Annotated in this window: 20 protein-coding genes; 15 read left to right on the top strand and 5 right to left on the bottom strand. The window is 66.0% G+C overall.

Translation table 11 applies throughout. The features are described from left to right. Nucleotide 1: 1 nt before the first annotated feature. A complete protein-coding gene (locus IPF76_RS05475; RefSeq protein WP_293840639.1) occupies nucleotides 2-973 on the top strand; it encodes an alpha/beta hydrolase in 972 nt (323 codons plus the stop codon). Between the two features lie 94 nt (nucleotides 974-1,067). Here the strand turns inward: IPF76_RS05475 and IPF76_RS05470 are convergent, their stop codons facing one another. The 4 genes from IPF76_RS05470 to IPF76_RS05455 form a co-directional block, all read right to left on the bottom strand. After that, a complete protein-coding gene (locus IPF76_RS05470) occupies nucleotides 1,068-2,507 on the bottom strand; it encodes a carboxylesterase family protein (RefSeq protein ID WP_293840636.1) in 1,440 nt (479 codons plus the stop codon). Beyond that, nucleotides 2,494-3,507 (bottom strand): sugar kinase, encoded by a 1,014-nt coding sequence (locus IPF76_RS05465; protein ID WP_293840633.1) that lies wholly within the window; start codon nucleotides 3,505-3,507, stop codon nucleotides 2,494-2,496. Before IPF76_RS05465 ends, IPF76_RS05470 begins: the two co-directional genes overlap by 14 nt. Nucleotides 3,508-3,615: 108 nt before the next feature. Beyond that, a complete protein-coding gene (gene kduD / locus IPF76_RS05460; RefSeq protein ID WP_293840630.1) occupies nucleotides 3,616-4,371 on the bottom strand; it encodes a 2-dehydro-3-deoxy-D-gluconate 5-dehydrogenase KduD in 756 nt (251 codons plus the stop codon). 1 nt (nucleotide 4,372) lies between these two features. Then, nucleotides 4,373-5,026, bottom strand: a complete 654-nt coding sequence (locus tag IPF76_RS05455; protein WP_293840627.1) for an RpiB/LacA/LacB family sugar-phosphate isomerase — start codon at nucleotides 5,024-5,026, stop codon at nucleotides 4,373-4,375. A gap of 209 nt (nucleotides 5,027-5,235) precedes the next feature. Between IPF76_RS05455 and IPF76_RS05450 the strand changes: the two genes are divergently transcribed. The 7 genes from IPF76_RS05450 to IPF76_RS05420 all read left to right on the top strand — a co-directional run bounded on the left by IPF76_RS05450 (nucleotide 5,236) and on the right by IPF76_RS05420 (nucleotide 17,899). Then, a complete protein-coding gene (locus IPF76_RS05450; RefSeq protein WP_293840624.1) occupies nucleotides 5,236-6,288 on the top strand; it encodes a LacI family DNA-binding transcriptional regulator in 1,053 nt (350 codons plus the stop codon). Nucleotides 6,289-6,434: 146 nt separating this feature from the next. Next, nucleotides 6,435-7,616, top strand: a complete 1,182-nt coding sequence (locus tag IPF76_RS05445; RefSeq protein WP_293840621.1) for an efflux RND transporter periplasmic adaptor subunit — start codon at nucleotides 6,435-6,437, stop codon at nucleotides 7,614-7,616. Between the two features lie 6 nt (nucleotides 7,617-7,622). Continuing rightward, nucleotides 7,623-10,820, top strand: a complete 3,198-nt coding sequence (locus IPF76_RS05440; protein WP_293840618.1) for an efflux RND transporter permease subunit — start codon at nucleotides 7,623-7,625, stop codon at nucleotides 10,818-10,820. Continuing rightward, on the top strand, nucleotides 10,817-12,241 hold the full coding sequence (locus IPF76_RS05435) for an efflux transporter outer membrane subunit (protein ID WP_293840615.1): 1,425 nt from the start codon (nucleotides 10,817-10,819) through the stop codon (nucleotides 12,239-12,241). The genes IPF76_RS05440 and IPF76_RS05435 overlap by 4 nt, the downstream gene beginning before the upstream one ends. Before the next feature lie 147 nt (nucleotides 12,242-12,388). Further along, entirely contained in the window at nucleotides 12,389-13,177 is a 789-nt protein-coding gene (locus IPF76_RS05430) for a hypothetical protein (RefSeq protein WP_293840612.1), read from the top strand. Further along, the gene (locus IPF76_RS05425) at nucleotides 13,083-14,630 is read left to right on the top strand and encodes a DNA polymerase Y family protein (protein WP_293840610.1); all 1,548 of its coding nucleotides are present in this window, start codon (nucleotides 13,083-13,085) and stop codon (nucleotides 14,628-14,630) included. The genes IPF76_RS05430 and IPF76_RS05425 overlap by 95 nt, the downstream gene beginning before the upstream one ends. After that, the gene (locus IPF76_RS05420; RefSeq protein ID WP_293840607.1) at nucleotides 14,627-17,899 is read left to right on the top strand and encodes an error-prone DNA polymerase; all 3,273 of its coding nucleotides are present in this window, start codon (nucleotides 14,627-14,629) and stop codon (nucleotides 17,897-17,899) included. The genes IPF76_RS05425 and IPF76_RS05420 overlap by 4 nt, the downstream gene beginning before the upstream one ends. Before the next feature lie 280 nt (nucleotides 17,900-18,179). Here the strand turns inward: IPF76_RS05420 and IPF76_RS05415 are convergent, their stop codons facing one another. Then, entirely contained in the window at nucleotides 18,180-18,995 is an 816-nt protein-coding gene (locus tag IPF76_RS05415; RefSeq protein WP_293840604.1) for a flagellin, read from the bottom strand. A 248-nt stretch (nucleotides 18,996-19,243) separates the two neighbouring features. On the opposite strand from IPF76_RS05415, the gene fliE reads away from it, so the two are divergent. From fliE to IPF76_RS05380, 7 genes are read left to right on the top strand one after another with little or no spacing between them, the layout of a single operon-like run. Then, complete coding sequence (fliE, locus tag IPF76_RS05410) at nucleotides 19,244-19,597, top strand: flagellar hook-basal body complex protein FliE (protein ID WP_293840601.1); 354 nt, start codon at nucleotides 19,244-19,246, stop codon at nucleotides 19,595-19,597. 3 nt (nucleotides 19,598-19,600) lie between these two features. Beyond that, nucleotides 19,601-21,250, top strand: coding sequence for a flagellar basal-body MS-ring/collar protein FliF (gene fliF / locus IPF76_RS05405; protein WP_293840599.1), 1,650 nt, complete (start codon nucleotides 19,601-19,603; stop codon nucleotides 21,248-21,250). Then, on the top strand, nucleotides 21,243-22,274 hold the full coding sequence (gene fliG / locus IPF76_RS05400) for a flagellar motor switch protein FliG (RefSeq protein ID WP_293840597.1): 1,032 nt from the start codon (nucleotides 21,243-21,245) through the stop codon (nucleotides 22,272-22,274). Before fliF ends, fliG begins: the two co-directional genes overlap by 8 nt. Continuing rightward, nucleotides 22,267-22,866, top strand: coding sequence for a FliH/SctL family protein (locus IPF76_RS05395; protein ID WP_293840595.1), 600 nt, complete (start codon nucleotides 22,267-22,269; stop codon nucleotides 22,864-22,866). Before fliG ends, IPF76_RS05395 begins: the two co-directional genes overlap by 8 nt. Then, on the top strand, nucleotides 22,863-24,194 hold the full coding sequence (locus tag IPF76_RS05390; RefSeq protein WP_293840593.1) for a FliI/YscN family ATPase: 1,332 nt from the start codon (nucleotides 22,863-22,865) through the stop codon (nucleotides 24,192-24,194). The genes IPF76_RS05395 and IPF76_RS05390 overlap by 4 nt, the downstream gene beginning before the upstream one ends. Further along, a complete protein-coding gene (locus IPF76_RS05385) occupies nucleotides 24,191-24,637 on the top strand; it encodes a hypothetical protein (protein ID WP_293840591.1) in 447 nt (148 codons plus the stop codon). The genes IPF76_RS05390 and IPF76_RS05385 overlap by 4 nt, the downstream gene beginning before the upstream one ends. Then, nucleotides 24,634-25,950, top strand: coding sequence for a flagellar hook-length control protein FliK (locus tag IPF76_RS05380; protein WP_293840589.1), 1,317 nt, complete (start codon nucleotides 24,634-24,636; stop codon nucleotides 25,948-25,950). The genes IPF76_RS05385 and IPF76_RS05380 overlap by 4 nt, the downstream gene beginning before the upstream one ends. Nucleotides 25,951-25,956 lie beyond the last annotated feature (6 nt).

Raw genomic sequence — 25,956 nt, 5'->3', positions numbered from 1 at the left:
GATGATGTTTGAGCGCCGCGCGCTGCTGACCGCGAGCCTGGCGCTGCCGTTCGCGAATGCGGCGGTTCAGGCGGCCTGGACTCGCCCCGCGAGCCTCGCTCCCGACGTGTCTGTCCCACTCTGGCCCGACGGCCACATCAAACCGCCGTTCGGCCTCGTCGAACATGTTGTCCAACGCAGCGACGATCCGCGTGCCAGCGATCGGATGCTGCAAGGCATCAGCCTCGCGCGGCTCGACATCTTCCGCCCCGCCCAGCCCAATGGCGCGGCGGTCATCCTCGCGCCGGGCGGCGGCTTTCGCTATGTCGTGATCGACAAGGAGGGCTATGAACTGGCGCGCTGGCTGAAGGAGCGCGGCGTTACCGTCTATGTTCTTTTCTATCGCCTGCCCGGCGACGGTTGGACGAACGGGTCTGACGTCCCGCTCGCCGATGCGCAGCGCGCGATCCGGCTGGTGCGCCGCCGCGCGAAGATGGACAGAATCGATCCCGCCCGCGTCACATTCGGCGGTTTTTCAGCCGGCGGGCAGGTTGCCACAAGCCTGCTCACGCGCTTCGATGCCCGGGTCTATGCGTCCGTTGATCCTGCCGACAGTCTTTCCGCAAGACCGGACGCGGTGGTCGCCATCTACCCGGTGGTGTCAATGGACCCCGCGATCACCCATGCGGCGAGCCGCGAGAAACTGATCGGCGGCAACCCCGATGCAGCACGCGAGGCGCTCTATTCTCCCGAACGCAATGTCCGCACCGACCAGCCACCGCTGTGGCTGCTCCACGCCGAGGACGACGATGTCGTCAAGGTCGACAACAGCGTCCGGCTGCGCGAGGCGACGCGCGGTATCGGGGCGGGGTGCGAGGCGCATTTCTTCGAACGCGGCGGGCATGGCTTCGGACTGATGAAGACCGCCGGGTTGCCTGTCGCAATCTGGCCCGAACTGCTGTGGAACTGGCTGGGATCGCGCAAGCTCGTGTAGACGTTCGTCATTGCAAGCGAAGCGAAGCAATCCAGCGCGGTTTACGAGCCTGGTGACTGCCGCGTCGCCTCGGGCTTCTCGCAATGCCGGCAGCTTATGTTCCGGGCTGGAGATAGGGCACCGGCGCGAACAGCTCGCGCTCCCATTGGCGCGGATCGTTCACGACCCGGCTGTCGGTATCGAAAACCATCGTTTGGCGCCGCGTCAGATCATAGGCAGGCCATCCCGGATCGCCGGTCCGCGCGAAGCGGACGAACGCGTCCATCATCTGGTCGCTCATTGCCTGCTGCGCCGGCGTCGGATGCGGGGTCGTACCAAAGCTCAGTCCGATATCGTCGGTGTGCTTCGCAGCCTCGAAATCGAGCTGGTACACGAAGGCAGGGATGGCCGCTCGCGCGCGCGCCTCGGCTTCCTCGACCTGCCCACGCCAACTGCGCGCTGCGGTCACGATGCGGTGGAACAGGTCGAGCGGTCCTGCCTCGGGATAGCGCGCCCGGAACTGATCCACGACCCATTCGGGATGCGCGTCGATCCGCATTTCGGGCGTGATCCGCTCGGCAAGATTATCGTAGTCAAGCCCTGCGAGCTGCTTACCATCGGGGGCGTAGAAGGCGCGCGTCTCCATCACGGTGTTGCCGAGCATCATCGGGATGTCTTTTGATTGCGGCGCGGCGTCAGGCCAGAAGGGGTGGCGCGCCAGATGGTTCATGTCGAGCACCGGCCCCATATAGACACTGCCACCAAGGATCGGATCGGTTGCCGCGAGCGCCGCGACGAGCTGCTCCACCGGCGCCGTCGCGGGATCGATACCATCGCCCAGCTTCGCGAGAAACGCCTCAGCGCGCTTGGTCGCGTTGAGCGGGCCCGAAACGGTAACCTGCTGCCCGCTCATTGTGATCGCCTTGTGGAACAGTCCTTTGGCCGCGGGCATCGCCATCAAGGTCGCGATCTTGGCGCCGCCGCCCGACTGGCCGAACACGGTGACATTAGCGGGATCGCCGCCGAACGCTGCGATATTGCGCTGGATCCATTGGAGCGCGGCAACGAGATCGAGTTGGCCGGCATTACCGCTGTCGGGTGCGCGTGTATCGAGCCGCGCGAGATAGAGATAGCCGAGCGCGTTCAGCCGGTGATTGACCGTTACCACTACGACATCACCGCGCGCCGCGAGGGTGGCGCCATCGTTGATCGGGTCGGTAACCGAACCGGTCGAGTAAGCGCCGCCGTGGAAATAGACCATGACCGGGCGGCTGTGCTTATCGGTCGTGTTGGGCGTCCAGACATTGAGGAACAGGCAGTCCTCGCTTTGCGGCTGGTAACGGTCGCCCGCCTGCGGACAGGCGGGGCCGAAGCCGCCTTGCGCGGTGCGATTATCGAGCAGTGCGACGGGCGCCGCAAATCGCTTGGCCGAGGCGTAGCGAATGCCCTTGAACGCGCGAACATAGCGCCCGGTTCGCGCAAACAAAGGCGACGCCAGCGCAAACAGCCCCCCCGCCGCCAAGACCCCGCGCCGGGTCAGTTCAGCGACGGACATCGAGCCCGCCGCCGTGAAAGGCGTCGATGTCGGCCTGCCCAAAACGGCTCGCATCGCCCGGCAGCGAGTGTTTGAGCGCGGTGAGCGCCAGACCGCTTTCGGCCATCGCTCGCGCATCGCCGCCCGCCAACTGCGCGTGGAGAACCCCGGCGGCGAAGGCATCGCCCGCGCCGATGCGGTCGACGATTCCGGTGACGTCGATCTGGTCGGTCTGATGGCCGCCGCCCCGCAGATCGACGCGCGCCGCGATGCGGTGGTGGTCAGCGGTGACGGTGTGGCGCGCGGTCGAGGCGATCAGTTGGAGGCGCGGGAAGGCGGCAAAGCCCGCCTCGGCCGCCTCGCGGCGGCGATCTTCGCCATCGCCGCTGAATTCCTGGCCCAGCACCAGCGACAGGTCGCGGTGGTTGCCAAACAGGATGTCGGTCAGGCCGATCAGTTCGGACAGGATCGCGCGCGGATCGCTATCCCATGCCTCCCAAAGCATCGCGCGGTAATTGCCGTCGAAACTGACCGGAACTCCGAGCCGCTTCGCCGTCCGCGCAGCGGCCAGCGCCGCGTCAGCCGAGCGTGGGCCGAGCGCGGGAGTGATCCCCGACAGGTGGAGCAGGCGCGCACCGGCCAGCAGGTCGTCCCAGTCATAATCCGCCGCGCCGGTCGCTGCAAAGCTTGACCCCGCACGGTCATAGACGATCTCGGACGACCGCAGGCCCGCGCCAACGCTGAGAAAATATAAGCCCATGCGCCCCGGGCCGTTCGTGACGGCGGTGCAATCGACGCCTGCGCCGCGCACCCCCGCCACTGCTCCGCGACCCAGAGCATTTGAAGGAACTGTGCTGACAATCGCGCAATCATGGCCGAGATGCGCGAGCCCGATCGCTACATTTGCCTCAGCGCCCCCGACGTGGAGCGCCAGCGATGGGGACTGCATCAGCAGTTCGTTGCCCGGCGCGGTCAGGCGGATCAGCAGTTCGCCGAAAAAGACTAGCTTGCCTTGCGCCATCCCTACTCCTTTCGCCCTGCGCCTGTCGAAGGGCTGTTCTTTTCTTCAGCGTCAAAGGAAGGGCGGTGCTTCAACAAGCTCAGCGCGAACGGCCATTTGGCGATGTCATTACCGCGCCAGCCAGCCGCCGTCGACGGCGAGGATATGGCCCTGGACATAATTCGACGCGCTCGACGCCAGGAACACCGCAGCACCGCCGAGGTCACTGGGATCGCCCCAGCGTCCCGCCGGAATGCGCTCCATAATCTGGCGGTTGCGCATCTCGTCGCCTTGCAGCGCCGCGGTATTGTTCGTCTCGATATAACCCGGGGCAATCGCGTTGACCTGAATCCCTTTCGCCGCCCATTCGTTGGCGAGCAGCTTGGTCAGTCCGCCGACGCCGGATTTCGATGCGGTGTAGCTCGGCACGCGGATGCCCCCCTGAAAGGTCAGCATCGAGGCGATGTTGATGATCTTGCCCGAGCCGCGCGCGATCATGTGCCGCCCGACACTCTGACACAGAAAGAACAGGGTCTTGAGATTGGTGTCCATCACCGCGTCCCAATCCTCTTCGGTGAAATCGACCGCGTCGGCGCGGCGGATGATCCCGGCATTGTTGACGAGGATGTCGATGCGCCCGAATTCGCCGAGCACCGAATCGACGAGCGGCTGCACCGCGCCGACGCTCGACAGGTCGGCAGCAAAATTCTCACTCTTGCGGCCCAGCACACGCACCTTGCCGACGGTCGCATCCGCCGCCGAACGCCCCGCGGCTGCAATGTCGGCGCCCGCTTCGGCCAGCGCGAGCGCAATACCCTGCCCGATGCCGGTGTTGGCGCCCGTGACCAGCGCAACCTTGCCCGAAAGATCAAACAGCCCCGCCATCTCAGGCGAGCGCCCGCTCCGCCGACAGGCTCTTCAGATAGTCGCTGATCGCGTCATCCTGCGAATTGGCATAGAAATAGTCGGCGAATTTCTCGCCCGCGATCGCCGCGCGCAACAGATCCTGATCAACATTCTTGAGCACGGTCAGCATGTCATGGCACGACGCGGCCTTGAGGTCCTTCAATATGCCGCGGTTCGTTCGCATGATTTCGGCGCGCTCCTTGGGGTAACCCAGACCACGTTCGCCATCGAACAGCTTGCGATAGACATCCTGCAGATTGAGCTCGGCAGCCCAGCCGAAGCCCTTGGCATAGGGCATCGAGATGGCGTTCCCATCATTGATCTGGCCGAACAGGAACGCATCGGTCGGATCGATCACCAGACCACAGAAAACGCCGGGCATCGCATTGCAGGCCAGCATCGAGCCCATGCCCGTGCCGCAGCCGGTCACCACAAAATCCGCGGCCTTCGCGTTGAGAAGGATGCCTGCCAGCAGGCCGTTCATGATGTAAGTCAACGACGCCTTGTCGTCGGCCGAATACATGCCGTAATTGAACACTTCATGGCCCAGCGGCGCGGCGACCGTGGTCAGCGCTTCGTGGATGATGCTGTTCTTGGCCGCCTGGCTGTTCTCGGTAATCAGCGCGATCTTCATGATCCGTTTCCTTTGCTCGTTATGCCACAAGCTAGCCATTTTGGTAACCGGTGTCAATATCAGCGCTCACCGGATGGACGGTTGGCCTAGACACCGGTATCAAATTTCGGCAGATGGCGGTTGTCGCGGTTGATTTCGCCACGCTGAGCGCCCATCACACGGGACGAACGGCGGGACAGCAGCCCGAACCCGCGGAGGATAAAGCGCATATGGCGGCACAGACCAAGGGGTCGGGGGGTAAGCAGCCGACGATTAACGACGTAGCCGCGCTCGCCGGGGTATCGAAAAAGACCGTCAGCCGGGTGATCAACCGCTCCGAATTCCTGACCGAAAAAACCCGCAAGGCCGTTGAACAGGCGATCGTGACGTTGGGCTTTGTTCCCAACCCACAGGCGCGCGCGCTGGCGTTCCGGCGCAACTTCCTGATCGCGCTGCTCCACGACAACCCCAATGCCCAGACGGTTCTCAATTTTCAGCAAGGCGTGCTCGATGCGATCAAGGACAGCGATCTCGCGCTGCTCGTCCGCCCGGTCGATCGCGGATCGGACCATATGCTCGACGATGTCCGCACCTTCCTTGAAAAACAGCGGCCGATCGGCGCGCTGCTGTTGCCGCCGATCTCGGAAAACGACGATCTCGCAGCACTCTGCGAAGATCTGGGTGTACGCTATGTGCGCGTTGGATCGGCACCGCTCGATGATGCCAAGCATTGCGTGTCATCGAACGACCGCGAGGTTGTTGGCGAGGCGGTGCGCGCCCTGATCGCGCTCGGGCATCGCCGCATCGGTTTTGTGCGCGGCCCGCGGGGTTTCCGCTCGGCCGCCGAGCGCGAGAAAGGATTTTTGGAAGCTTTGGCCGAAGCGGGACTCGAACTGCCGAGCGCCTATAACGCGCCGGGCAACTACCGCTACACCGCCGGGATCGAGGCCGGCGAAGCCTTGCTGTCGCTGGCCGAGCCACCGACCGCGATCTTCTGTTCGAACGATGAAATGGCCGCGGGGGTAATGAGCGTCGCGCACGACAAGCGCATAGACGTGCCCGGCGCGCTGTCGATCATCGGTTTTGACGACAGCCCGACCGCGACGCACATCTGGCCGGCGCTCAGCACCGTGCGCTGGCCCATCCGCGAAATGGGGGTGCGCGCCGCCAGAACGCTCGTACCAGACTTCCTTCCGCTCGCCAGCAAGGTCGATGAGAGTGAAGCGGCGGTGCTGGGGTCGACTTTCATCCAACGACAGTCGGTCGCCGCTCCAAAACGATAAGAAATGTGGGTGCCCGCCGGGTTCAGAAAATTGTCGTAATTTGTCGCAAATCCCGCATTGCGCTTGCCAGCGACAAGTCAATCGGTTGAATAGGCCCGATTCCTCCCCCCTTCCGCCCTGCGGCGCGCCAATACGAGAACAACCCTATGCCGGAGAAAAGGTCACTGTTGCTGGCCGGAGCCCTATGGGCCGCGACCCTGTCGCTCGGCGCCTGCTCGGATCAGGCGGACGAAAGCAAGACCGGGCGCGGCGCCCCGCAGGTCGGCTTTGTCGTCGCAAAGGTCGAGGCCGTACCGGTCACCACCTCGCTCGGCGGGCGCACCGTTGCGTTCGAGACCAGCGAAGTCCGGCCGCAGGTCAATGGCCTGATCCGCCGCCGCCTGTTCACCGAGGGCGGTTTCGTGCGCGCCGGCCAGCCGCTCTATCAGATCGATGCCAGCCTCTATCAGGCCGCGGTCGACCAGGCGGCCGCCAACCTCGCCAGCGCGCGCGCCAGCGCGCAGGCGGCCGAAGAGCGCGTCCGCCGCTTTGCCCCGCTTGCCAAGATGCAGGCGATCGCCGAGCAGGATTATACCGACGCGCTTGCCGAAGCGCGCGTCGCGCGTGCCGCGGTCGCGCAGAACAATGCTGCGCTGGAAACGGCGCGTATCACGTTGCGCTACGCGACAATTACCGCGCCGATCAGCGGACGGATCGGCCGCAGCCTCGCAACCCCCGGCGCGCTCGTCAGCGCCAGCCAGGCGACCCCGCTGGCGGTGATCCAGCAGACCGACCCGATCTATGTCGACATGCAGCAATCGAGCGCCGAACTCACCACGCTGCGTCAGGCGCTCGAAAGCGGCGGTGTCGCCGCGGGCAGCACATCGGTGCGGCTGCGGCTCGAAGACGGCAGCGCGTATGGCTTTGCCGGCACGGTTCAGTTTTCGGATATTACGGTCAGCGAAGCGACGGGCACGGTCACGCTGCGCGCCCGCTTTCCCAATCCAAAGGGGGTGCTGCTGCCCGGCATGTTCGTGACGGCGCTATTCGATCAGGCGATCAATCCCCGCGCGATCCTGGTGCCGCAAGCTGCACTCCAGCGCGATTTCGACGGATCGGCGTTCGTCTATCTCGCGGGAACCGACAACAAGGCGATCCGCCGCAAGGTGACCGCCGATCGCACGGTCGGCGCCAATTGGGTCGTCACCGACGGGCTGAAAGCGGGCGAGCGTGTCATCACGCAGGGGGTCGGCAATCTCAAACAGGGGGCGCCGATTACGGCGGTTCCTGCCAACAGCGTGCAGCGGGTGGGGGCGCCCGCGGCCAAGACAGCAGAAAAGAGTCAATAGCCCCTCATGTCCCGTCTGTTCATCAACCGCCCCATCTTTGCCTGGGTGCTGGCGATCATCGTGATGCTCGGCGGAGTCGGCGCGCTGTTCGCGCTGCCGATCGAGCAATATCCCGACATCGCCCCGGCGCAGGTCAATATTCGCGCCAGCTATCCCGGCGCCTCGGCCGAAGCGATCGAGAACAGCGTCACCCAGGTGCTCGAACAGCAACTGACCGGGATTGACGGACTGCTCTATTTCAGCTCGCAATCGAGCTCGCGCGGCCAGGCGAGCATCACCGCCATCTTTGCCAAGGGCACCGATCCCGACATTGCGCAGGTGCAGGTTCAGAACAAGATTCAGTCGGCGATCTCGCGCCTGCCGCAACAGGTTCAGCAACAGGGGGTGCGCGTCACCAAGTCCAATTCGGACTCGCTGCTGCTCGTCGGCGTCTATGACGAGACCGACACGCGCGCCAACGCCGACGTGTCCGATTATATGACATCCAATATTCAGGATCCGCTGTCGCGGGTCGAAGGGGTCGGCGACGTCAATGTCTTTGGCGCCCCGCACGCAATGCGTATCTGGCTCAATCCGCAGCGGCTCGCTGCGGTAGCGCTGATGCCGAGCGACGTGATTGCGGCGATCACCGCGCAGAACAGCGAGGTCGCTGCGGGCGAAGTCGGCGGTCTGCCGTCACCCGAGGGGCAGATGCTCAACGCCACCGTTACCGCCCAGTCGCGCCTGCAAACGGTCGAACAGTTCGAAAACATCATCCTTAAAACCCAGCCCGACGGATCGAGCGTGCGGATCAAGGACATCGCACGGGTCGAGATCGGCGCCGAAAATTACGGTGTCGTCAGCCGCATCAACGGCCACCCCGGCGCGGGCATGTCGATCTCGCTGTCGCCAGGATCCGACGCGCTCGAAACCGCCGACCGCGTCAAGGCACGCATGGAGGAACTGTCCGCGGACTTCCCCGACGGGCTCGCCTATAGCTACGCCAATGATTCGACCGCCTTCATCAAATTGTCGGTCAGCGAAGTGCAGAAGTCGCTGATCGAGGCGATCATCCTCGTCATCATCGTCATGTTCGTGTTCCTGCAAAGCTGGCGCGCGGTGCTGATCCCGGCGATCGCGGTACCGGTGGTGCTGCTCGGCACCTTTGCCATTTTTTACATCGCCGGATTCAGCATCAACACGCTGACGCTGTTCGGGCTGACGCTGGCGATCGGCCTGCTCGTCGACGATGCGATCGTCGTGGTCGAGAATGTCGAGCGGTTGATGGAAGAAAATCCTGCGATGACGGCGCGCGAGGCGACGATCCAGTCGATGAAGGAATTGCAGGTTGCGCTGATCGCGATCGCAATGGTGCTCTCGGCGGTGTTCCTGCCGATGGCGTTTTTCGGCGGTTCAACCGGCGTGATCTATCGTCAGTTCTCGGTCACGATTATTTCCGCAATGATGCTGTCGGTGCTCGTCGCGCTGATCCTCAGTCCCGCGCTGACCTCCACCCTGCTCAAGCAGAAGTCGCATGGCGACAGCTCGTCCGGCGGTCGTTTTCCGCGCGCCCGCGCGCTGCTCGAACGCGCGAAGACCGGCTTCAACACCCGCTTCGACCACACGGTCGAACGCTATGTCGGCAGCGTCACCAGGGTCGTCGATCGCAAATGGCTGTTCCTTGGGATTTACGCGATCATTCTAATTGTGCTCGCCATCCTGTTTCTGCGCCTGCCCAGCGGCTTCCTGCCCGGCGAGGATCAGGGGCGCGTCCAGGTCCAGTTCCGCCTGCCCGCCGGTGCGACGCAGGCCCGTACGCTCGAAGTGCGCGATGCGGTCGAAAAATATATGCTGACCCAGGAAAAGGCCAACGTCGGGACGTTGTTCCTCGTCGCTGGCGGCGGGGGCGGCGGCGCGGTCGGCCAGAACACCGGCCAAGGCTTCGTCAACCTGACGCATTGGGACGATCGTGACGGCAAGGAGAATACCGCCGACGCAATCGCCGAACGCGCGCGCAAGGCGCTTGGCGGGCTGCGCGATGCCCAGGTGTTCGCGCTGGTCCCGGGCGCGGTGCGCGGCCTCGGCGACAGTTCGGGGTTTACCATGCAGTTGCAAAATCGCGGCGGGATGAGCCGCGAGGATTTTGTCGCAGCGCGCGACCGGCTGCTCGCTATGGCCAATACCAATCCCAAGCTTACCGCGGTGCGCCTCAGCGACTTGCCCGATGTCGCGACGCTCAAGATCGACGTCGATACGCAGCGACTGACCGCCTATGGCATCAACAATAATGATGTAAACGCCACCCTCGCGACCGCGTGGGGTGGCCGCTACGTCAACGATTTCATCGACGAAGGCCGCGTCAAGCGCGTCTATGTTCAGGGCGACGCCCCCTATCGCGCCAAGCCCGAAGACCTCAGCCAATGGTATGTGCGCTCGGCCGACGGCGAAATGTCGCCCTTCTCGGCCTTTGCCCGCACTGGCTGGGCGACGACGCCCAGCAGCACTTCGCGCTTTCAGGGGGTGTCGGCATTCGAAATCTCGGGTCAGCCTGCTCCCGGCACCAGCTCGGGCGAAGCGATGGACGAGATCGAGGCGCTCGCCGGACAGATTCCGGGGACCAGCGTCGCCTGGTCAGGCTCGTCGTTCCAGGAACGGCTGTCGTCCGGGCAGGCGCCCCTGCTCTATGCCATCTCGCTGCTCGTCGTCTTCCTATGCCTTGCGGCGCTTTACGAAAGTTGGACGATCCCGCTCGCGGTGATCCTGATCATCCCGCTCGGGCTGATCGGCGCGGTGGTGGCGGTGTCGCTGCGCGGGCTGGAAAACGACGTCTATCTCCAGATCGGCCTGCTCACGACTATGGGCCTTGCGTCGAAGAACGCGATCCTGATGATCGAGTTCGCCGAGCAGGAAGAGCGCAAAGGCAAGCGCGTCATCGAGGCGGCGATCGCGGCGGCGCGTATCCGTCTGCGTCCGATCCTGATGACCAGTTTCGCCTTCATCTTTGGCGTGTTGCCGCTGGCGATTGCGACGGGCGCGGGCGCGAACAGCCGCGTCGCGATCGGCACCTCGGTGATCGGCGGCATGCTGACCGCCGCTTTCCTCGCAATCTTCTTCATCCCGCTGTTCTTCGTCCTGGTGCGCCGCGGCGTGCGTGACGGGGTGGCCGCGCTGCGCAGCCGCTTCGCCAAGAACAAGGGTGAAGGGCCCGCGGAAGTGCCGGCATGATCGGGACCCGCGCGCTGCTGCTTGCGAGCACCCTGGCCCTCGCCAGCTGCTCGCTGGCGCCCAAGACAGTGCTGCCGAGCCCGCCGGTTCCGCAAAGCTGGCCGGTTGGCGACGCCTATCTGCTACAAAGCGAGGCGGCGCTGCCCATCCTTTCCTACCAAAGCGTCTTCACCGACCCGCGCCTCCAATCGCTGGCCGAGCAGGCGCTGACCAACAATCGCGACCTGCGCGTCGCCTACGCCAATGTTGCCGCAGCACGCGCACAAGCGCGTGTCACCCGCGCCGGACAATTCCCCGCCATCGGGATCAGCGGCGGCGCGGGCTATTCGGACGGCAACGGCAACGGCAACGGCAACGGCACGAGTGGTGGGGGCGGCGGCGGCGATTTCTCGCTGCGCGGCGGCATCACTGCCTTCGAGCTCGACCTGTTTGGCAAGCTCGCCAATGCCACCGAGGCCGACCGCAACCGCGCGCTGGCGACCGAGGCCGCGTCGCGCACGGTGCGGCTCGCGCTGATCGCCAATCTGGCCGATGCCTGGGCGATCTATGGCGCCGACCGCGACCTGCTTGCGATTGCACAGGACACCGCTGCGAATGCGCGCGAGAATGTCCGGCTGACCCGCGCCCGCCTCGACGGCGGCGTCGCGCCGCGCACCGACCTGCGCCAGGCCGAACAGATTTTGGCAACCGCCGAGGATGCGATCGCGGCGCAAACGAGCGCGCTGGCGCAGGACGAGAATCTCATCCGCCTGCTCGTCGGCGGTGATGTCGACCGCGCGCTGCTGCCCAACGGGCTGGCCGACGTTACGCCCGCTATCGCTTCCCTTCCGGCGGGGGTGAACTCGCAAATCCTGCTCCGCCGCCCCGATGTGATCGAGGCCGAATATGGCCTGCGCGCGGCCAACGCCGACATCGGCGTCGCGCGCGCGCAGCTGTTCCCGTCGATCTCGCTCACCGGATTGCTCGGCTTTGCCAGCAACGCGCTGTCCAGCCTGTTCGACAGCGGATCGTTCAGCTGGTCGGCGGGCGGCGACGTCACCGCGCCGATTTTCGACGCGGGCGGCCGCCGCGCCGGGGTGGCGGTCAGCGAGGCACAGCGCGACGCCGCGCTGGCGGGCTACGAGGGCGCGATCCAGACCGCGTTTCGCGAAGTCGCCGACGCGCTCGCGGTACAGGGTACAATCGCCGAGCGGGTCCGCGCCGCCGCGGCGAACACCGCCGCCGCCGCCGACACCGCGACGCTGACCGATGCGCGCTACAAGGGCGGGGTCGACAGCTTCCTCGCCAGCCTTGATGCCCAGCGCAGCCTGTATTCGGCACGGCGCAGCGAAATCGCGACCCAGCTGCTACTCGTCCAGACCCGCATCGCGCTGTTTCGCGCGCTTGGAGGCGATAGCGGCGCGGGGGCCACAACGCCCTAATCTTTGTCGTGCCGGACCTGATCCGGCATCCACCGCAACGTCGGCATGATGGACCCCGGATCAAGTCGGGGTAATGAAGAAGGCATGGCGGACTCACCTTGACATTCCCCCTCGCTCGCGCGCTAATAGAACAAATCAGGAACATATATGCGCGAGTCGTCTCAACCTCTCGCCGGGCTGCGTCAGCGTATCGCCCGGCTGGCTGCCACTGGTGGCCCCGAAAGCCGCCCGGCCGAAGGCTGGCTGGCGACGGGGCATGGCGCGTTCGACGCGGCGTTTGGCGGCGGATTGATGGTCGGGCGATGCCATGAATTTTTCGCCGCCGACGCGCTCGACGGCGCCAGCGCTGCGGCCTTTGCAGCACTGCTCGCGCTGCGCACCCCGGGCCAGACGCCGCTGCTGTGGCTGCGTACCGTCGATGCCGGACGCCGCACCGGCCATATCTATGCCCCCGGCATCGCCGAACTCGGCGGCGATCCGGGCCGCTTGCTGCTGATCGAGACCGCCGATCCCAAGATGTTGCTCGCCTGCGCCAATGATGCCGTGCGCTGCGCCGGTTCGGCGGCGGTGATCGTCGAAAGCTGGGGCAAATTCCCCCTGCTCGACCTGACCGCGGGCCGCCGCCTGACGCTCGGCGCGCGCGATGCGGGGACGACATTGCTGATGCTGCGGCTGAATGCCGCGCCGACGCCGAGCGTCGCCGAAACGCGCTGGAACATCGTCGCGGCGCCGTCGCACGCGCTGGCGGCCGACGCACCGGGCGCCCCCGCCTTCGACCTCGAGCTGCTGCGCTGGCGCGGCGGCCCTGCCGGAACGCACTGGCGACTCGATTGGGATAAAGATGAGCAAGCTTTCCGGGACACGGCGCTATCTGGCGCTGTTCTTCCCCTGGCTGCCCGCCGAGCGATTCACCCGCTCGGCGCCGAAGCCGCCTGACCTCCCGCTCGTCTTTGCCGAGAAGCAGCGCGGCGCGCTGCGCCTTGCGAGCGTCGACGCGCGCGCGCAGGCGCTCGGGCTTAGCGTCGGCATGCCGCTCGCCGACGCGCGGGCGCGGGTGCCCGAGCTCGTCATTGTGCCGTTCGACCCCGTCCTCGATCAGGCCTGGCTCGACCGGCTCGCACAGGGCTGTACGCGCTATACCCCGCTCGTCGCGCTCGATGCCCCCGACGGGCTGATCCTCGACATCACCGGCTGCACCCATTTGTTCGATGGCGAAGCGGGGTTGATCGACGACATCGACAGCCGGCTGACCCGGCTCGGCATGACATTGCGCCATGCGCTTGGCCCCACCGCCGACGCCGCGCGCGCGCTTGCGCGCTACCAGATGTTACCCGCTCCCGACGAAGCAAGCGCGATCCGCCGCCTGCCCGTCGCCGCGCTCGAACTCGAAGCCGAGGCGGCAACCGCGCTCGTCCGCGCCGGGCTCAAGACGATCGGCGATCTGGCCGCGCGGCCGACGGCGAACATCGCCGCGCGCTTCGGCGCCGACGCCGCGACCGCGCTGCGCCGCCTGCTCGGCGACGCCCCGAGCCCGCTCGATCCGCGCACCACCCCGCCGCCGGTGGTCGCCGAGCGCCGCTTCGCCGAACCGGTCGCCAGCATGCCGCACGCCACCCAAATTCTCACCGAACTGGTCGGCGAAGCGATCGCGGACCTTGGCGAACGCGGCAAGGGCGGGCGCCATTTCCGCGCCACCTTCTTTCGCAGCGACGGCCTGGCGCGCAGCATCGCGGTCGAGACCGGCCATCCGACGCGCGACAACGGGCTCGTCATGCGCCTGTTCGCCGAGCGGATGGATGCTTTGCGCGATCCGCTCGACCCCGGCTTCGGTTTCGACATGATGCGGCTCGCGGTGCCGCGGCTCGAGCCCCTCGCCGCTACCCAGCTCAAGCTCGAAGGCGGCGCGGTGCGCGCTGCGACCGAGGGGGCAGCGATGGCCGAACTGGTCGACCGGCTGGCGACGCGGATCGGCCGCGGCGGGGTGCGCAAATTCGCCGCCGCCGACACCCATATCCCCGAACAGGCGCAGCTCGCCTTGCCCGCGATCGACGCACCGCCGCCCACGCCCTGGCCCGTCCCCGAACCCGGCGAGCCGCCGCTGCGCCCCTTCTATCTCTTCGACCCGCCGCAGGTGATCGAGGTGATCGCCGAGGTTCCCGACGGCCCGCCGCACCGTTTCCGCTGGCGCCGTGCGACGCATGCGATCCGCCGTTACGAGGGACCGGAGCGGATCGCGAGCGAATGGTGGCGCCGCAAGGACAATGCCGGACTGACCCGCGACTATTACCGTGTCGAGGACGACCGCGGTCGCCGCTACTGGCTGTTTCGCCACGGGCTGTACGACGAAAAACCAGACCCGCGCTGGTATATCCACGGGCTGTTCGCATGAGTGACGCGTCCGCCCCCGAACCCACCTTCGCCGAACTGGTCGCCGCGACCAATTACAGCTTCCTGCGCGGCGCCTCGCACCCCGCCGAAATGGTCGCCGAAGCGATTGCGCTGGGCATGCGGGGGATCGGCATCGCCGACCGCAACAGTGTGGCGGGGGTGGTGCGGGCGTGGGGGTTCCTGAAAGAGCTGCAGGTCAAGCACCCTGAAATTGTCGCCAATTTCCGCCTGGTCGTCGGCGCGCGCCTCGCTTTCGCCGACGGCACCCCCGACATCGTCGCCTATCCGACGACGCGCCACGGCTGGGGGCGGCTGACCCGGCTGCTCTCGACCGGCAACCTGCGCGCGCAAAAGGGCGATTGCATTCTCTATCTGGAGGATTTGCTGCAGCATTGCGACGACCTGCTGCTGATCGCGATGGACGGCGATGAAGCGCTGCTCCGCATCCTCAAACGCGCGCGACCAAAATCGGTCTGGCTCGCCGCAACGATGCCGCGCGCGGGCGCCGATGCACGAAAGATCACCGCACGCGAACGCCTGTCGGCCGCCACCCGCGTCCCGCTGCTCGCGACCAACGACGCGCTCTATGCGAGCATCGCGCAGCGCCCGCTGCACGACATCATCACCTGCATCCGCGAGGGGGTGAATATCCACAAGGCGGGCAAGCTGCTGCGCGCCAATGGCGAACGCCATCTGAAGGCCCCCGCCGAGATGATGCGGCTGTTCCAGCATCACCCCCAGGCGATCGAACAAAGCGCCGCGCTGCTCGCGCGCATCCACTTCCAGCTCGATGACCTGCGCTATGAATATCCGCACGAGCCGGTGCCGGACGGATGGAAACCGTTCAACTATCTCCATCATCTGGTGAAGACGGCAGCAGAGAAACGCTACGGCGCGCCCCTGAAATCCAAGGTTCGCAAGCTCATCGGCAACGAATTGCGGCTGATCCGCAAGCGCGACTATGTCTATTATTTCCTCACCGTTTACGACCTTGTCCGCTTCGCTCGCGCGCAGGATCCGCCGATCCTCTGCCAGGGTCGGGGGTCCGCCGCCAATTCGGTCGTCTGTTTTTTGCTCGGTGTCACCTCGGTCGACCCGGTCGAGCATAAGCTGCTATTCTCGCGCTTTGTCTCCGCCGAACGTGATGAGCCACCCGACATCGATGTCGATTTTGAGCATGAGCGGCGTGAGGAGGTCATTCAATATATCTATGATCGCTATGGGCGCGACCGCGCCGCGATCGCTGCGACCGTCATTCATTATCGACCGCGCAGCACGATCCGCGAGGTCGGCAAGGCGCTGGGCTTCAGCGAGGATGTCACCGCGCGGCTCGCGGACACGAGCTGGGGAAGCTGGGGCGACGAGTTGCCGGTCGAACGGCTGGTCGAGGCCGGGCTCGACCCGCACAATGGCGAGATCGAACGGCTGCACCGCTTCGTCGGCGAGTTGCTGAAAGCGCCGCGCCATCTGTCGCAGCATGTTGGCGGCTTCGTGCTTACCGAGGGGCGGCTCGACGAACTGGTCCCGATCCACAATGCCGCGATGGAGGACCGCACTTTCATCGAATGGGACAAGGACGATATCGACGCGCTCGGGCTGATGAAGGTCGACGTCCTCGCGCTCGGCATGCTGACCTGCATCCGCAAATGTTACGACCTGATGCGCGAACATGGTCTGGGCGATCACACGCTGGAACTCGACATCGATTCCAAGGATCCGGCGGTTTACGACATGCTGTGCAAGGGCGACAGCATCGGCGTCTTTCAGGTCGAAAGCCGTGCGCAGATCAACATGCTGCCGCGGCTGCGCCCGCGAAAGCTCTACGATCTGGTCGTGCAGGTCGCGATCGTCCGTCCCGGACCGATCGAAGGCGACATGGTGCACCCCTATCTGCGGCGGCGGAATGGAGAGGAAGAGGTCGAATATCCGTCGCCTGACCCGCCTCATGACCCCAATGAATTGCGCGAAGTTCTGGGTCACACCTTCGGGGTGCCGCTCTTTCAGGAACAGGCGATGAATCTGGCGATCACCGCCGCCGGATTTACGCCAGAGGAGGCCAACGGCCTGCGCCGCGCGATGGCGACCTTTCGCAACGTCGGCACGATCGATAATTTTCGGGAAAAGATGGTCGGCGGCATGGTCGCGCGCGGGTACAAGCAGGATTTCGCCGAACGCTGTTTCAAGCAGATCGAGGGGTTCGGCAGCTACGGCTTTCCCGAAAGCCATGCGCAGTCGTTCGCGCGGCTCGTCTATGTTTCGTCATGGATCAAATATTATCACCCCGCGGTGTTCACCTGCGGCCTGCTCAACTCGCAGCCGATGGGCTTCTACGCCCCCGCGCAGCTGGTGCGCGATGCGCAGGAGCATCGGGTCGAGGTGCGCGAGGTCGATGTGAATGCGAGCGCTTGGGACAGCAGCCTCGAACCGCGCGCCGACGGCAGCCTCGCGCTGCGGCTTGGGCTGCGCCAGATCGACGGGTTTCGCGAGGCGTGGGCGACGCAGATCGCGGCGGCGCGCACCACCCCCTTCACAACCGTCGAGGAACTGGCGCGCCGCGCCGACCTGCCGTCGCGCGCGCTGCGTCTGCTGGCCGAAGCCGACGCGTGCCGGTCGATGGGGCTCGACCGGCGACCCGCGCTGTGGGACGCGCGCCGCGTCCGGCAAGGGGTGCTGCCACTGTTCGGCGCCGCCGCGGCCGACGAACTTGGCGCCGAGCAGGACGCTGCGCTGCCCCCCACTCCGCTCGTTGAAAATGTGCTGACCGATTACCAGACGACGCGGCTGTCGCTCAAAGGCCATCCGATGGCGTTTCTGCGCCGCGATTTCGAACGCGAGGGGGTGCTGAGCGCCGCGCAGGTGATGGCGGCGAAGAATGGCTCGATCGTCCGCACCGCGGGGGTCGTGCTGATCCGTCAGCGCCCGGGCAAGGGCAATGCGATCTTCATCACGCTCGAGGATGAGGGCGGCGTCGTCAATATCCTGCTGTGGGCGCGCCATTTCGAACGCTATCGCCGCGCCGTCATGGCGTCGCGGCTGATGCTGGCCGAGGGCGAGGTGCAGCGGAGCAAGGAGGGGGTCATCCACCTGATGGCGACGCGCATCGTCGATCGCACCGCGATGCTCGATCAACTGGGTGACGGGCGCGAAATACGCCCCGACCTGTGCCGCGCGGACGAGGTCGCGCATCCGCAGCTCCCGCGCAGCTATGCGGCCAAGCACGGTCATCCGCGCGACGTGCGCATCCTGCCCAAGTCGCGCGATTTTCATTGAGGCGGTGAGCCGTTCCCCTCAGCTCGTCATGCTGTCCGAGTTTGAGCATCCAGGGCCTGAGCTCTCGCCCGACGCCGCGCCGAACGAAACGGCAGGCCACGGACCCTGAACCAAGTTCAGGATGACGAGACAGAAGCTGGCAACTTCGGATCAAAATTAGCCGGAGCACACGCCAACGCCGATTGCAGAAAAGATGATGCCCCGGCTGTGGGGGCCGGGGCATCGGATCAGGCTATCTAAGGGACCAACCAAATATAGCCTGAAAATCGTTTGCGGACGTTTAGCCGCGGAGCAGGTTCATCACGCCCTGCTGGCTCTGGTTCGCCTGAGCGAGCATCGCGGTCGATGCCTGCGACAGGATCCCGGCAGCTGCCAGTTTCGTCGATTCAGACGAGAAATCGGCGTCTTCGATGCGCGATTTCGCGTCTGCCAGATTCGTGACAGTCGATGTCAAAGTATCGACAGCCGCTTCCAGGCGGTTCTGCTGCGCACCCAGGTTGGCACGCTGCGTGGCAACCGTCTGGATGCCCGTGTCGAGCAGACCCAGGGCGGTTGCGGCGCCGGCAGCCGTCGACAGATCGACTGTGCCGACGGCAAGACCGGTGGCAGTGAGATCGCCAATTGCGATGTTGACCGTCTGGCCCGACGCCGTACCGGTCTGAATGTCGATGCTCGCGCCGCCCGACAGCAGGTTGGTGCCGTTAAACGTCGTGCGGGTCGCGATATCGCCGATCTGGGCGATCAGCGCGGTGACTTCGGTCTGGATCGCGCCACGATCGGTGGTGCTGTTGGTGCCGTTGGCCGACTGCACCGCCAGTTCACGCATACGAACGAGGATGTTCGAGATGCCGCCCATCGCGCCTTCGGCGGTCTGCGCCAGCGAGATGCCGTCGTTGGCGTTACGCACGGCCTGGTTCAGACCGCGGACGCTGGCGTCCATACGCGTTGCAATGGCGAGACCCGCCGCGTCGTCTTTCGCGCTGTTGATGCGCTTGCCGCTCGACAGACGTTCCATCGCCTGCGACTGCATGCGACCCGCAACCCGCGAGTTGTTCTGGGCGCGAAGCGCGCTCACATTGGTGTTGATGACAGTCATTTGTTGTTCCTTTCCGGCCTCGATGGCCATTCCCGTGATGTGAGGGCTCGAGGAGCGGTCACGGAAAGCAGTAACGGCGGGCGGCAGCGGCGCTTAAGCCCACCCCGTCAAAAAAATGCCGAAAGCCGGTCGAGGCCGCATGCCGCCGAGATCAAACTACTGAAAATCTGTCATTAAATCTTTTGGCATGGCCTTTGCATTGTTCTTTGCGTGCGGCGCACCGCTGCGCACAGGACGGATGGAAAGCAATGAGCACGATTGACCCGAGCCGGCTGCTGCAAATGCGCAGTTCGATCCTCAATCAGAACCAGGCGCTGCAACGCGCCGCGGGTCGCGGCGGCATTGGCGGCACCGAGGGCGGCGTCGAAGGCGCCGGGGGAACCCCCGATTTCGGCGCCGCGATCAACAATGCGCTGCAACAGGTCAACGCCCAGCAGACGAAGGCGAGCGAGATCACCGAAGCCTACGAGCGCGGCGACACCCACGACATCGTCAGCGTGATGATCGAACGGCAGAAAGCCTCGCTGGGCTTCGAAACCACCCTGCAGGTCCGCAACAAGCTGCTGTCGGCGTATCGCGACATCATGAACATGCCGGTTTAACCCATGGCCGACACCCAGATCCTCACCCCCATCGACGACGCACGCCTCCCCGCTCCGGCGTTCGGCAACCGCCTCGCCCCGCTCACCGGCTTCGTCCGCCAGCCCGCGGTACAGCGTGCGCTGCCGGCGATCGCCATGACCTCGGCGATCGGCATCGCCGCGCTCGCCTGGTTTACGATGCAGTCGGCGCCGCAGGCGCAGCTGTTCGCCGGCCTCGACGACAGCGACAAGTCGGCGGTCGCCGAAGCGCTGCAGACGCAGGGGATCGCGCACAGCATCGATGCGAGCACGGGCGCGCTGACCGTTGACGCCGACAAATTGCACCAGGCGCGCATCGCGCTCGCCGGCCAGGGTCTGCCCAAGGCGGCGCCGAGCGGCGACAGCCTGATTGCCGCACTGCCGATGGGATCGAGCCGCGCGATCGAAGGCGAAGCGCTGCGCTCGGCGCGTGAGGCCGACCTGTCGCGCACGATCGAAACGATCGACGCAGTCAAGAGCGCGCGCGTCCATATCGCCGCCGCCGAACCCAGCCTGTTCGTTCGCGACGACAAACCCTCGACCGCATCGGTGATGCTGACGCTGCAGAACGGCCGATCGCTCAGCGACGGTCAGGTACAGGCGATCCGTTTCCTCGTCGCATCGTCGGTTCCCGGGATGAACGCCGATCAAGTGTCGGTCATCGACCAGCGCGGCGCGCTATTGTCCGACACCGCATCGGGCAGCGACATGAAGGCCTTCCAGTTGCAGGTCCAGGTTGAGGACCGCTTCCGCCGTGCGCTCGACACGCTGCTTGGCCCGATGCTCGGCGCTGGCAATTACAGCGTCGAGGTTCACGCCGACGTCGACATGTCCGAAAGCCAGGCGACGCGCGAAAGCTTCCCAAAAGATGATCGCGCGATGACCAGCGAACAGGTCACGCGCACCGTCAGCGGCGCTGGCACCCCGTCTGCTGTCGGCATCCCCGGCGCGCTGTCGAACCAACCGCCGCAGGCGACCACGGTCACCGCCAACGCGCCAACCCCGACTCCGACCCCGACCGCGACGCCGGGAACCGAGAGCAATGAAAATGCTGCACGCGCCTTTGAAGTCGGCCGCGAGATTTCGGTCACCCACCAGCCGCAAGGCCAGCTCCGCCGCCTCTCGGTCGCCGTTGCGCTCAATCAGGGCAAGAAAGCGCTGACCCAGGCCGACATGACCAAGATCGACAGCCTGGTCAAAGGCGCGATCGGTTTCGACGCGACCCGCGGCGATCAGGTCGCAATCAGCCAGCGACCATTCGTCCAGATCGCAGCCGAGGAACCCGCCTTTTACGACCAGGGCTGGTTCCTGCCGCTGGTCAAGCAGGTCGGCGCGATCTTCGCCGCGCTGCTTGCCTTCCTGTTCATCGGCCGCCCGCTGATCCGTGCCGCGAAGGCTCGCGCCGCAGCGCGCGCCGAACGTGACAGCGCGCTCGAAGAAACACTGCTCGCCGCCACCGACGGGCGCCCAGCGCTCGCTGGCCCCGCCGCGGGACGCGAAATCACCCTCGAAATGATCGAACAGGCGCCCAGCTATGAAACGCGCGCCAATCTCGTCCGCGCCTTTGTCCGCCAGGATTCGGCGCGCGCCGCGCTCGTCGTCCGCCAGCTGATGCAGGAGGGCGCCCGTGGCTGACGCCGCCGAAACCATGTCCCCGCCCGCCAATCAGGCCATCGAAGGGTCGGCCGCCGCCGCCATCCTGCTGATGCTGCTCGACGAAAACGAAGCCGCGACGATCCTGAAACATCTTGATCCCGAAGAGGTACGTCAGCTCGCGAAGGCGATGTTCGACACCGCCAACGCCAGCGAAAAGCAGATCGGACAAGCGCTCGACCGTTTCGTCGTGCGCAGCCGCGACGTCAGTGCGCTGGCGATCGGTGCCGACACGCGCATTCGCACCGTCATCAATCAGGCGGTCGGCAACGTCCGCGCCGACAATATCCTCGCTGCCGTTGCGCCGCAGCGCAGCGCCGCGTCGCTCGAAATCCTCCGCTGGATGGATGTCGAGGCGATCAGCGGCCTCCTCGCCCAGGAACATCCGCAAGTCGGCGCGCTGATCCTGTCGGTGCTCGTCCCCGACGTCGCGGCGCGCGCGATCGAAACGCTCGACGAAATCCTGCAGGCCGATCTGGTGCTGCGTGCCGCGATGCTGACCTCGGTCCCCGCCGCGGCGATCGAAGACCTCGAATCGGTGCTCGCAAGCGCCAACGTCGACGGCCAGCGCGTCGCCAAACAGACGATCGGCGGCCCCAGCGACGTCGCCAAAATCATGAAGAAGATGCCGAAATCACTGAGCGAACGCACGATTCGCGCGCTCAAAAAGACCGACAAAGCACTTGCCCAGGCGATCGAGGAAGAAATGTTCATCTTCGAGAACCTCCGCGACCTCGACAAGAAGAGCCTCGGCGCCGTGCTGCGCTCGGTCGACGCGGCGCAGCTCGCGGTCGCACTCAAGGGCACCGACGACGAGATGGTCGATCTGTGCCTCGCCACCATGTCGCAGCGCGCGTCGGAAACGATCCGCGACGAAATGACCGAAATGACGATGGTCAAGCGCGCCGATGTCGATGATGCCCAAAAGAGCATCATGACGATCGTCCGCCAGATGGCGGCGTCGGGCGAGATCATGATCGCGGGCGGGGGTGACGACTATGTCTGATCGCACCGCCGAAACCGGCTTTGTTCCCGTCACCCTGGCGGAAGCGATGGCGCGCAGCAGCGGCTTTCGTCCGATGGCCTTTGCTGGCGGCGCGCACGCGCCGCAAACCGCCAGCGGCAACGCCGCCGAGATCGATCTCGACGACCCCTTTGCCCGCGGCCTCGCCGAAGGTCAGCGCGTCGCCGAAGCAGCCTATGTCGCCGAGCGCCACCAATTGCTCGCCTTGCTCGCCAATGCCGAGGCGTTGCAGGACGAACCGAGCGAAGAACTCGCGCAGCTGATCGCCCGCACCGTCGAACGGCTGGTGCACCAGATCGTCGCTGACGCACCGATCGACGCCGCCTGGCTCCAGGCGCAGGCCGAAACCGCCGCGGCGCTGGTCGCCGACGCCGACAAGGCGCGCACCCTGTGGGTTCACCCCGAAGATGCTGCGCTGCTGATCGACTGCGCATTGCCGCTGGCGATCGCGAGTGACGCAGCAATGATGCGCGGCACCGTGCGCATCGAAACCTCGACCGGCTGGATCGAACATGGCCGCGCCGTCTATCTCGACGAACTGCGCGTCGCGCTTGGTGAAGGCGCGGCCGCATGACGCGCCGCCTCGCCCTCTCCGCGCAGCAGCTGCTCGACCCGATCGACCTGACCAACGCCAGCCCGCGCCGTATCGGCACGCTCGTCTCGCACGAGGGCATCATGCTCGAAGTGTCGGGTTTTCCCCAGCCGCTGGGCAGCAACGTGCGCATCAAATCGGCGAACAACGACTATGTCTATGGCGAGGTCGTCGGCTTTCGCGGCCAGAGCAGCCTGGTCCTCCCCTTCGACACCAACATGCCGCTCGTCACCGGCGCGCCGGTCGAACCGCATGGCGCCAGCAGCATGGTTGCGTGTGGCAAGGCGCTGCTTGGGCGGATCATCGACGCGCAGGGTAATCCGCTCGACGGCCGCCCGCCGGTCAAATCGCAATTTCAGTGGCCGCTCGCCGGCCGCAAGGTCAATCCGCTGCGCCGTGGCCGCGTTACCCGCCCGCTCAACATGGGCGTTCGCGCGATCAACGCGCTGCTCACTGTCGGCGAAGGCCAGCGCGTCGCGATCATCGCGGGTTCGGGTGTCGGTAAATCGGTGCTGATGGGTCAGATGATCGCCGGCACCGAATGCGACGTCATCGTCGTCGGGCTGATCGGCGAGCGCAGCCGCGAGGTCAGCGATTTCGTCGAAACCAAGCTGCCCCCCGAGGTCCGCAAAAAGGCGGTTGTCGTTGCGGTCCCCGCCGACCATCCGCCGCTGCTCCGCCTGCGCGCCGCGATGCGCGCCACGGCGATCGCCGAGGCGTTTCGTGCCGACGGCAAGAAAGTCCTGCTGCTGATAGACAGCCTGACCCGCGTCGCGCATGCGCAGCGCGAGATCGGGCTGACGCTGGGCGAGCCGCCGACGATGAAGGGCTATCCGCCCTCGGTCTTCGCTCTCATTCCTTCGCTGTGCGAGCGCGCCGGGATCGACCGCGAAACCGGCGGGTCCATCACCGCACTCTACACCGTGCTCGCCGACGGCGGCGATATCGACGACCCCGTCGTCGACAGCGCTCGGGCGATTGTCGACGGCCATATCATCCTGTCGCGCCAGCTCGCCGAGCAGGGCGTCTATCCCGCGATCGACGTCGCCCGCTCGCTATCGCGCACGATGGTCGATTCGGTCGATCCCGAACATGCCGCCGCCGCCGCGCGCTTTCGTCAGCTGTGGTCGGCCTATGAAGAGAATCGCGATCTGATGCTGATGGGCGCCTATGTCGCCGGCGGCGATCCGGTGCTCGACACCGCCATAGCCTGCCACGCCGACCAGCTCGCCTTCGTGACCCAGCCCGCCAAGGCGCAGGTCGATTTCGACATTTCCCGCCAGACCCTGATTGAAGGATATTCCGCATGACCGCCCGTACCGCACGCCGCAAACGTATCATCCGCGTGCGCACCGTCGAACATCAGATGGCAGAGGCCAATCTGGCGCGGGCGAATGGCGAACTCGCCAGCCTGGTCGAACTCGCCAAACGCCTCGAAACGCTGCGCGTCGACCTGGCGATGGCGAAGGGCGCGGTCGCCGGCGGCGCGCTCAACACGATCGGCGAGCTCGCAATGCGGCTCGACATCGCGCAGGAAAATCTGACCGCGCCGCTGGTCAATGCCAGCGCGCGCCGCGACCAGGCCGGGGTGCTGGCGCAAAGCGCCATGGCCAAGGAAGAGTCGGCGGTCCGCCTCTACGAACGCAGCCGCAAGTCGGCCGAAGCCGAAGCCGAGCGCCGCCGCGACGCCAACCGCCCGCACCGCGCGCGCGGCGGCATGCGCCTGCGCCTGATCGAAGGTGGCGCGGCATGATGGGTGCGACCTCCCTACCCAATCCGCAGGCATCGACGCCCGCGGGGTTCGCGGCTTTCCTCAGCACGATCGGCCAGACGCCGACCGGCGGCGGCGAAGACGGTGGTTTCGAGCAACTGCTGGCGGCCATTCCCGCGATGGAAGTTGCCGCGCCCAAAGCCGCGCCGGTGACGCCCGTCGCCGTCGTGACGTCGACCGCAACGCGGCCCACGGCCGCTGCGGCCGAAGTCGTCGCCACGGACATCTCCATCGAAGCGCCGATTGCGAACGCCGCAGACGGCGAGCCCAAAACCGACCCCGACACGGTCGCCGCGTCGGCCGCAAAATTGCTGATCGCAGTGAACGGCAACGCCGCCAAGCCCGACCCGAAGCCGATCAAAGCGATCGAAACCGAGGTCAAAGCCGACGGCACAATGCCAATCGAAAACAGCTCCAGCCCCGCCAAACCCGCCGAAACGGTCGCGGCGCCCGATGCGCCCGCCAGCCCGGCAAACCCGCTCCCCGCATCCGCGCAGGCCATCGCCGCATTGCCGATCACCGCGTCGGTGGTTGCCGCGGTCGTTGGCAAGCCGGTCAAGGCGAACGACAGCGCCGCGCGCGCCACCCCGGACGCCGCGCCGACCGCCGAGGTCGCAGCCGCCGCGCCGATCGCCGCCAAACCGCGCCTCGCCGAAGCAAAAGCCGCTGCCCCGGACATCGAAACGGCCATCGCACCGCCTGCAGCCAGCAAACTTCGCGCCGCGACGCCGCCGAGTGTTGTTTTCTCGGGTGCCGAACCGGTAGCGAGCAAGCCCGCCGAAGCAGCGCCGGCAATGACGATCCAATTCGCCCAGCCCATGGCGACGGGCGCCGCGATGCTGGCCAACACCGCCGCCCCGGTGACCTTCGCCGAACGCGTGCTCGATCTTGCCAGCGATGGCGCGTGGATCGACCAGCTCGCGCATGACATCGCCGCAACCAAATCGGACAGCGGCGACATCAGCTTTCGCCTGATGCCGCGCCACCTTGGCCGTCTCGACGTCGCGATGGTGATGGGCGACGAAGGCGTCTCGCTGAAACTGGACACCCAGCATGAAACGACCGCGACGATTGTCACCGCCGCACAGGGCCGCCTCGTCGAAGACCTCCGCCAGCAAGGGGTGCGCGTCAGCGGCAGCGAAGTCACCTGCACCCCCGGCGACACCAGCCGCCAGTCACAAGGTCAGGGCCGCGCTGCCGCGCAGGACGTCAGCCATCTGATCGAAACCGTTACCGAGCGCGTCAAGGCGCGCGACGCCGAAGAGGCCGCCGACCGACGCGGCCGCTTTGCCTGACCATAA

Origin of the sequence: Sphingopyxis sp. (assembly GCF_016704835.1) — a bacterium.
In the GTDB taxonomy this organism is placed as follows: domain Bacteria; phylum Pseudomonadota; class Alphaproteobacteria; order Sphingomonadales; family Sphingomonadaceae; genus Sphingopyxis.
This window is presented reverse-complemented; position numbering and strand designations above follow the sequence as displayed.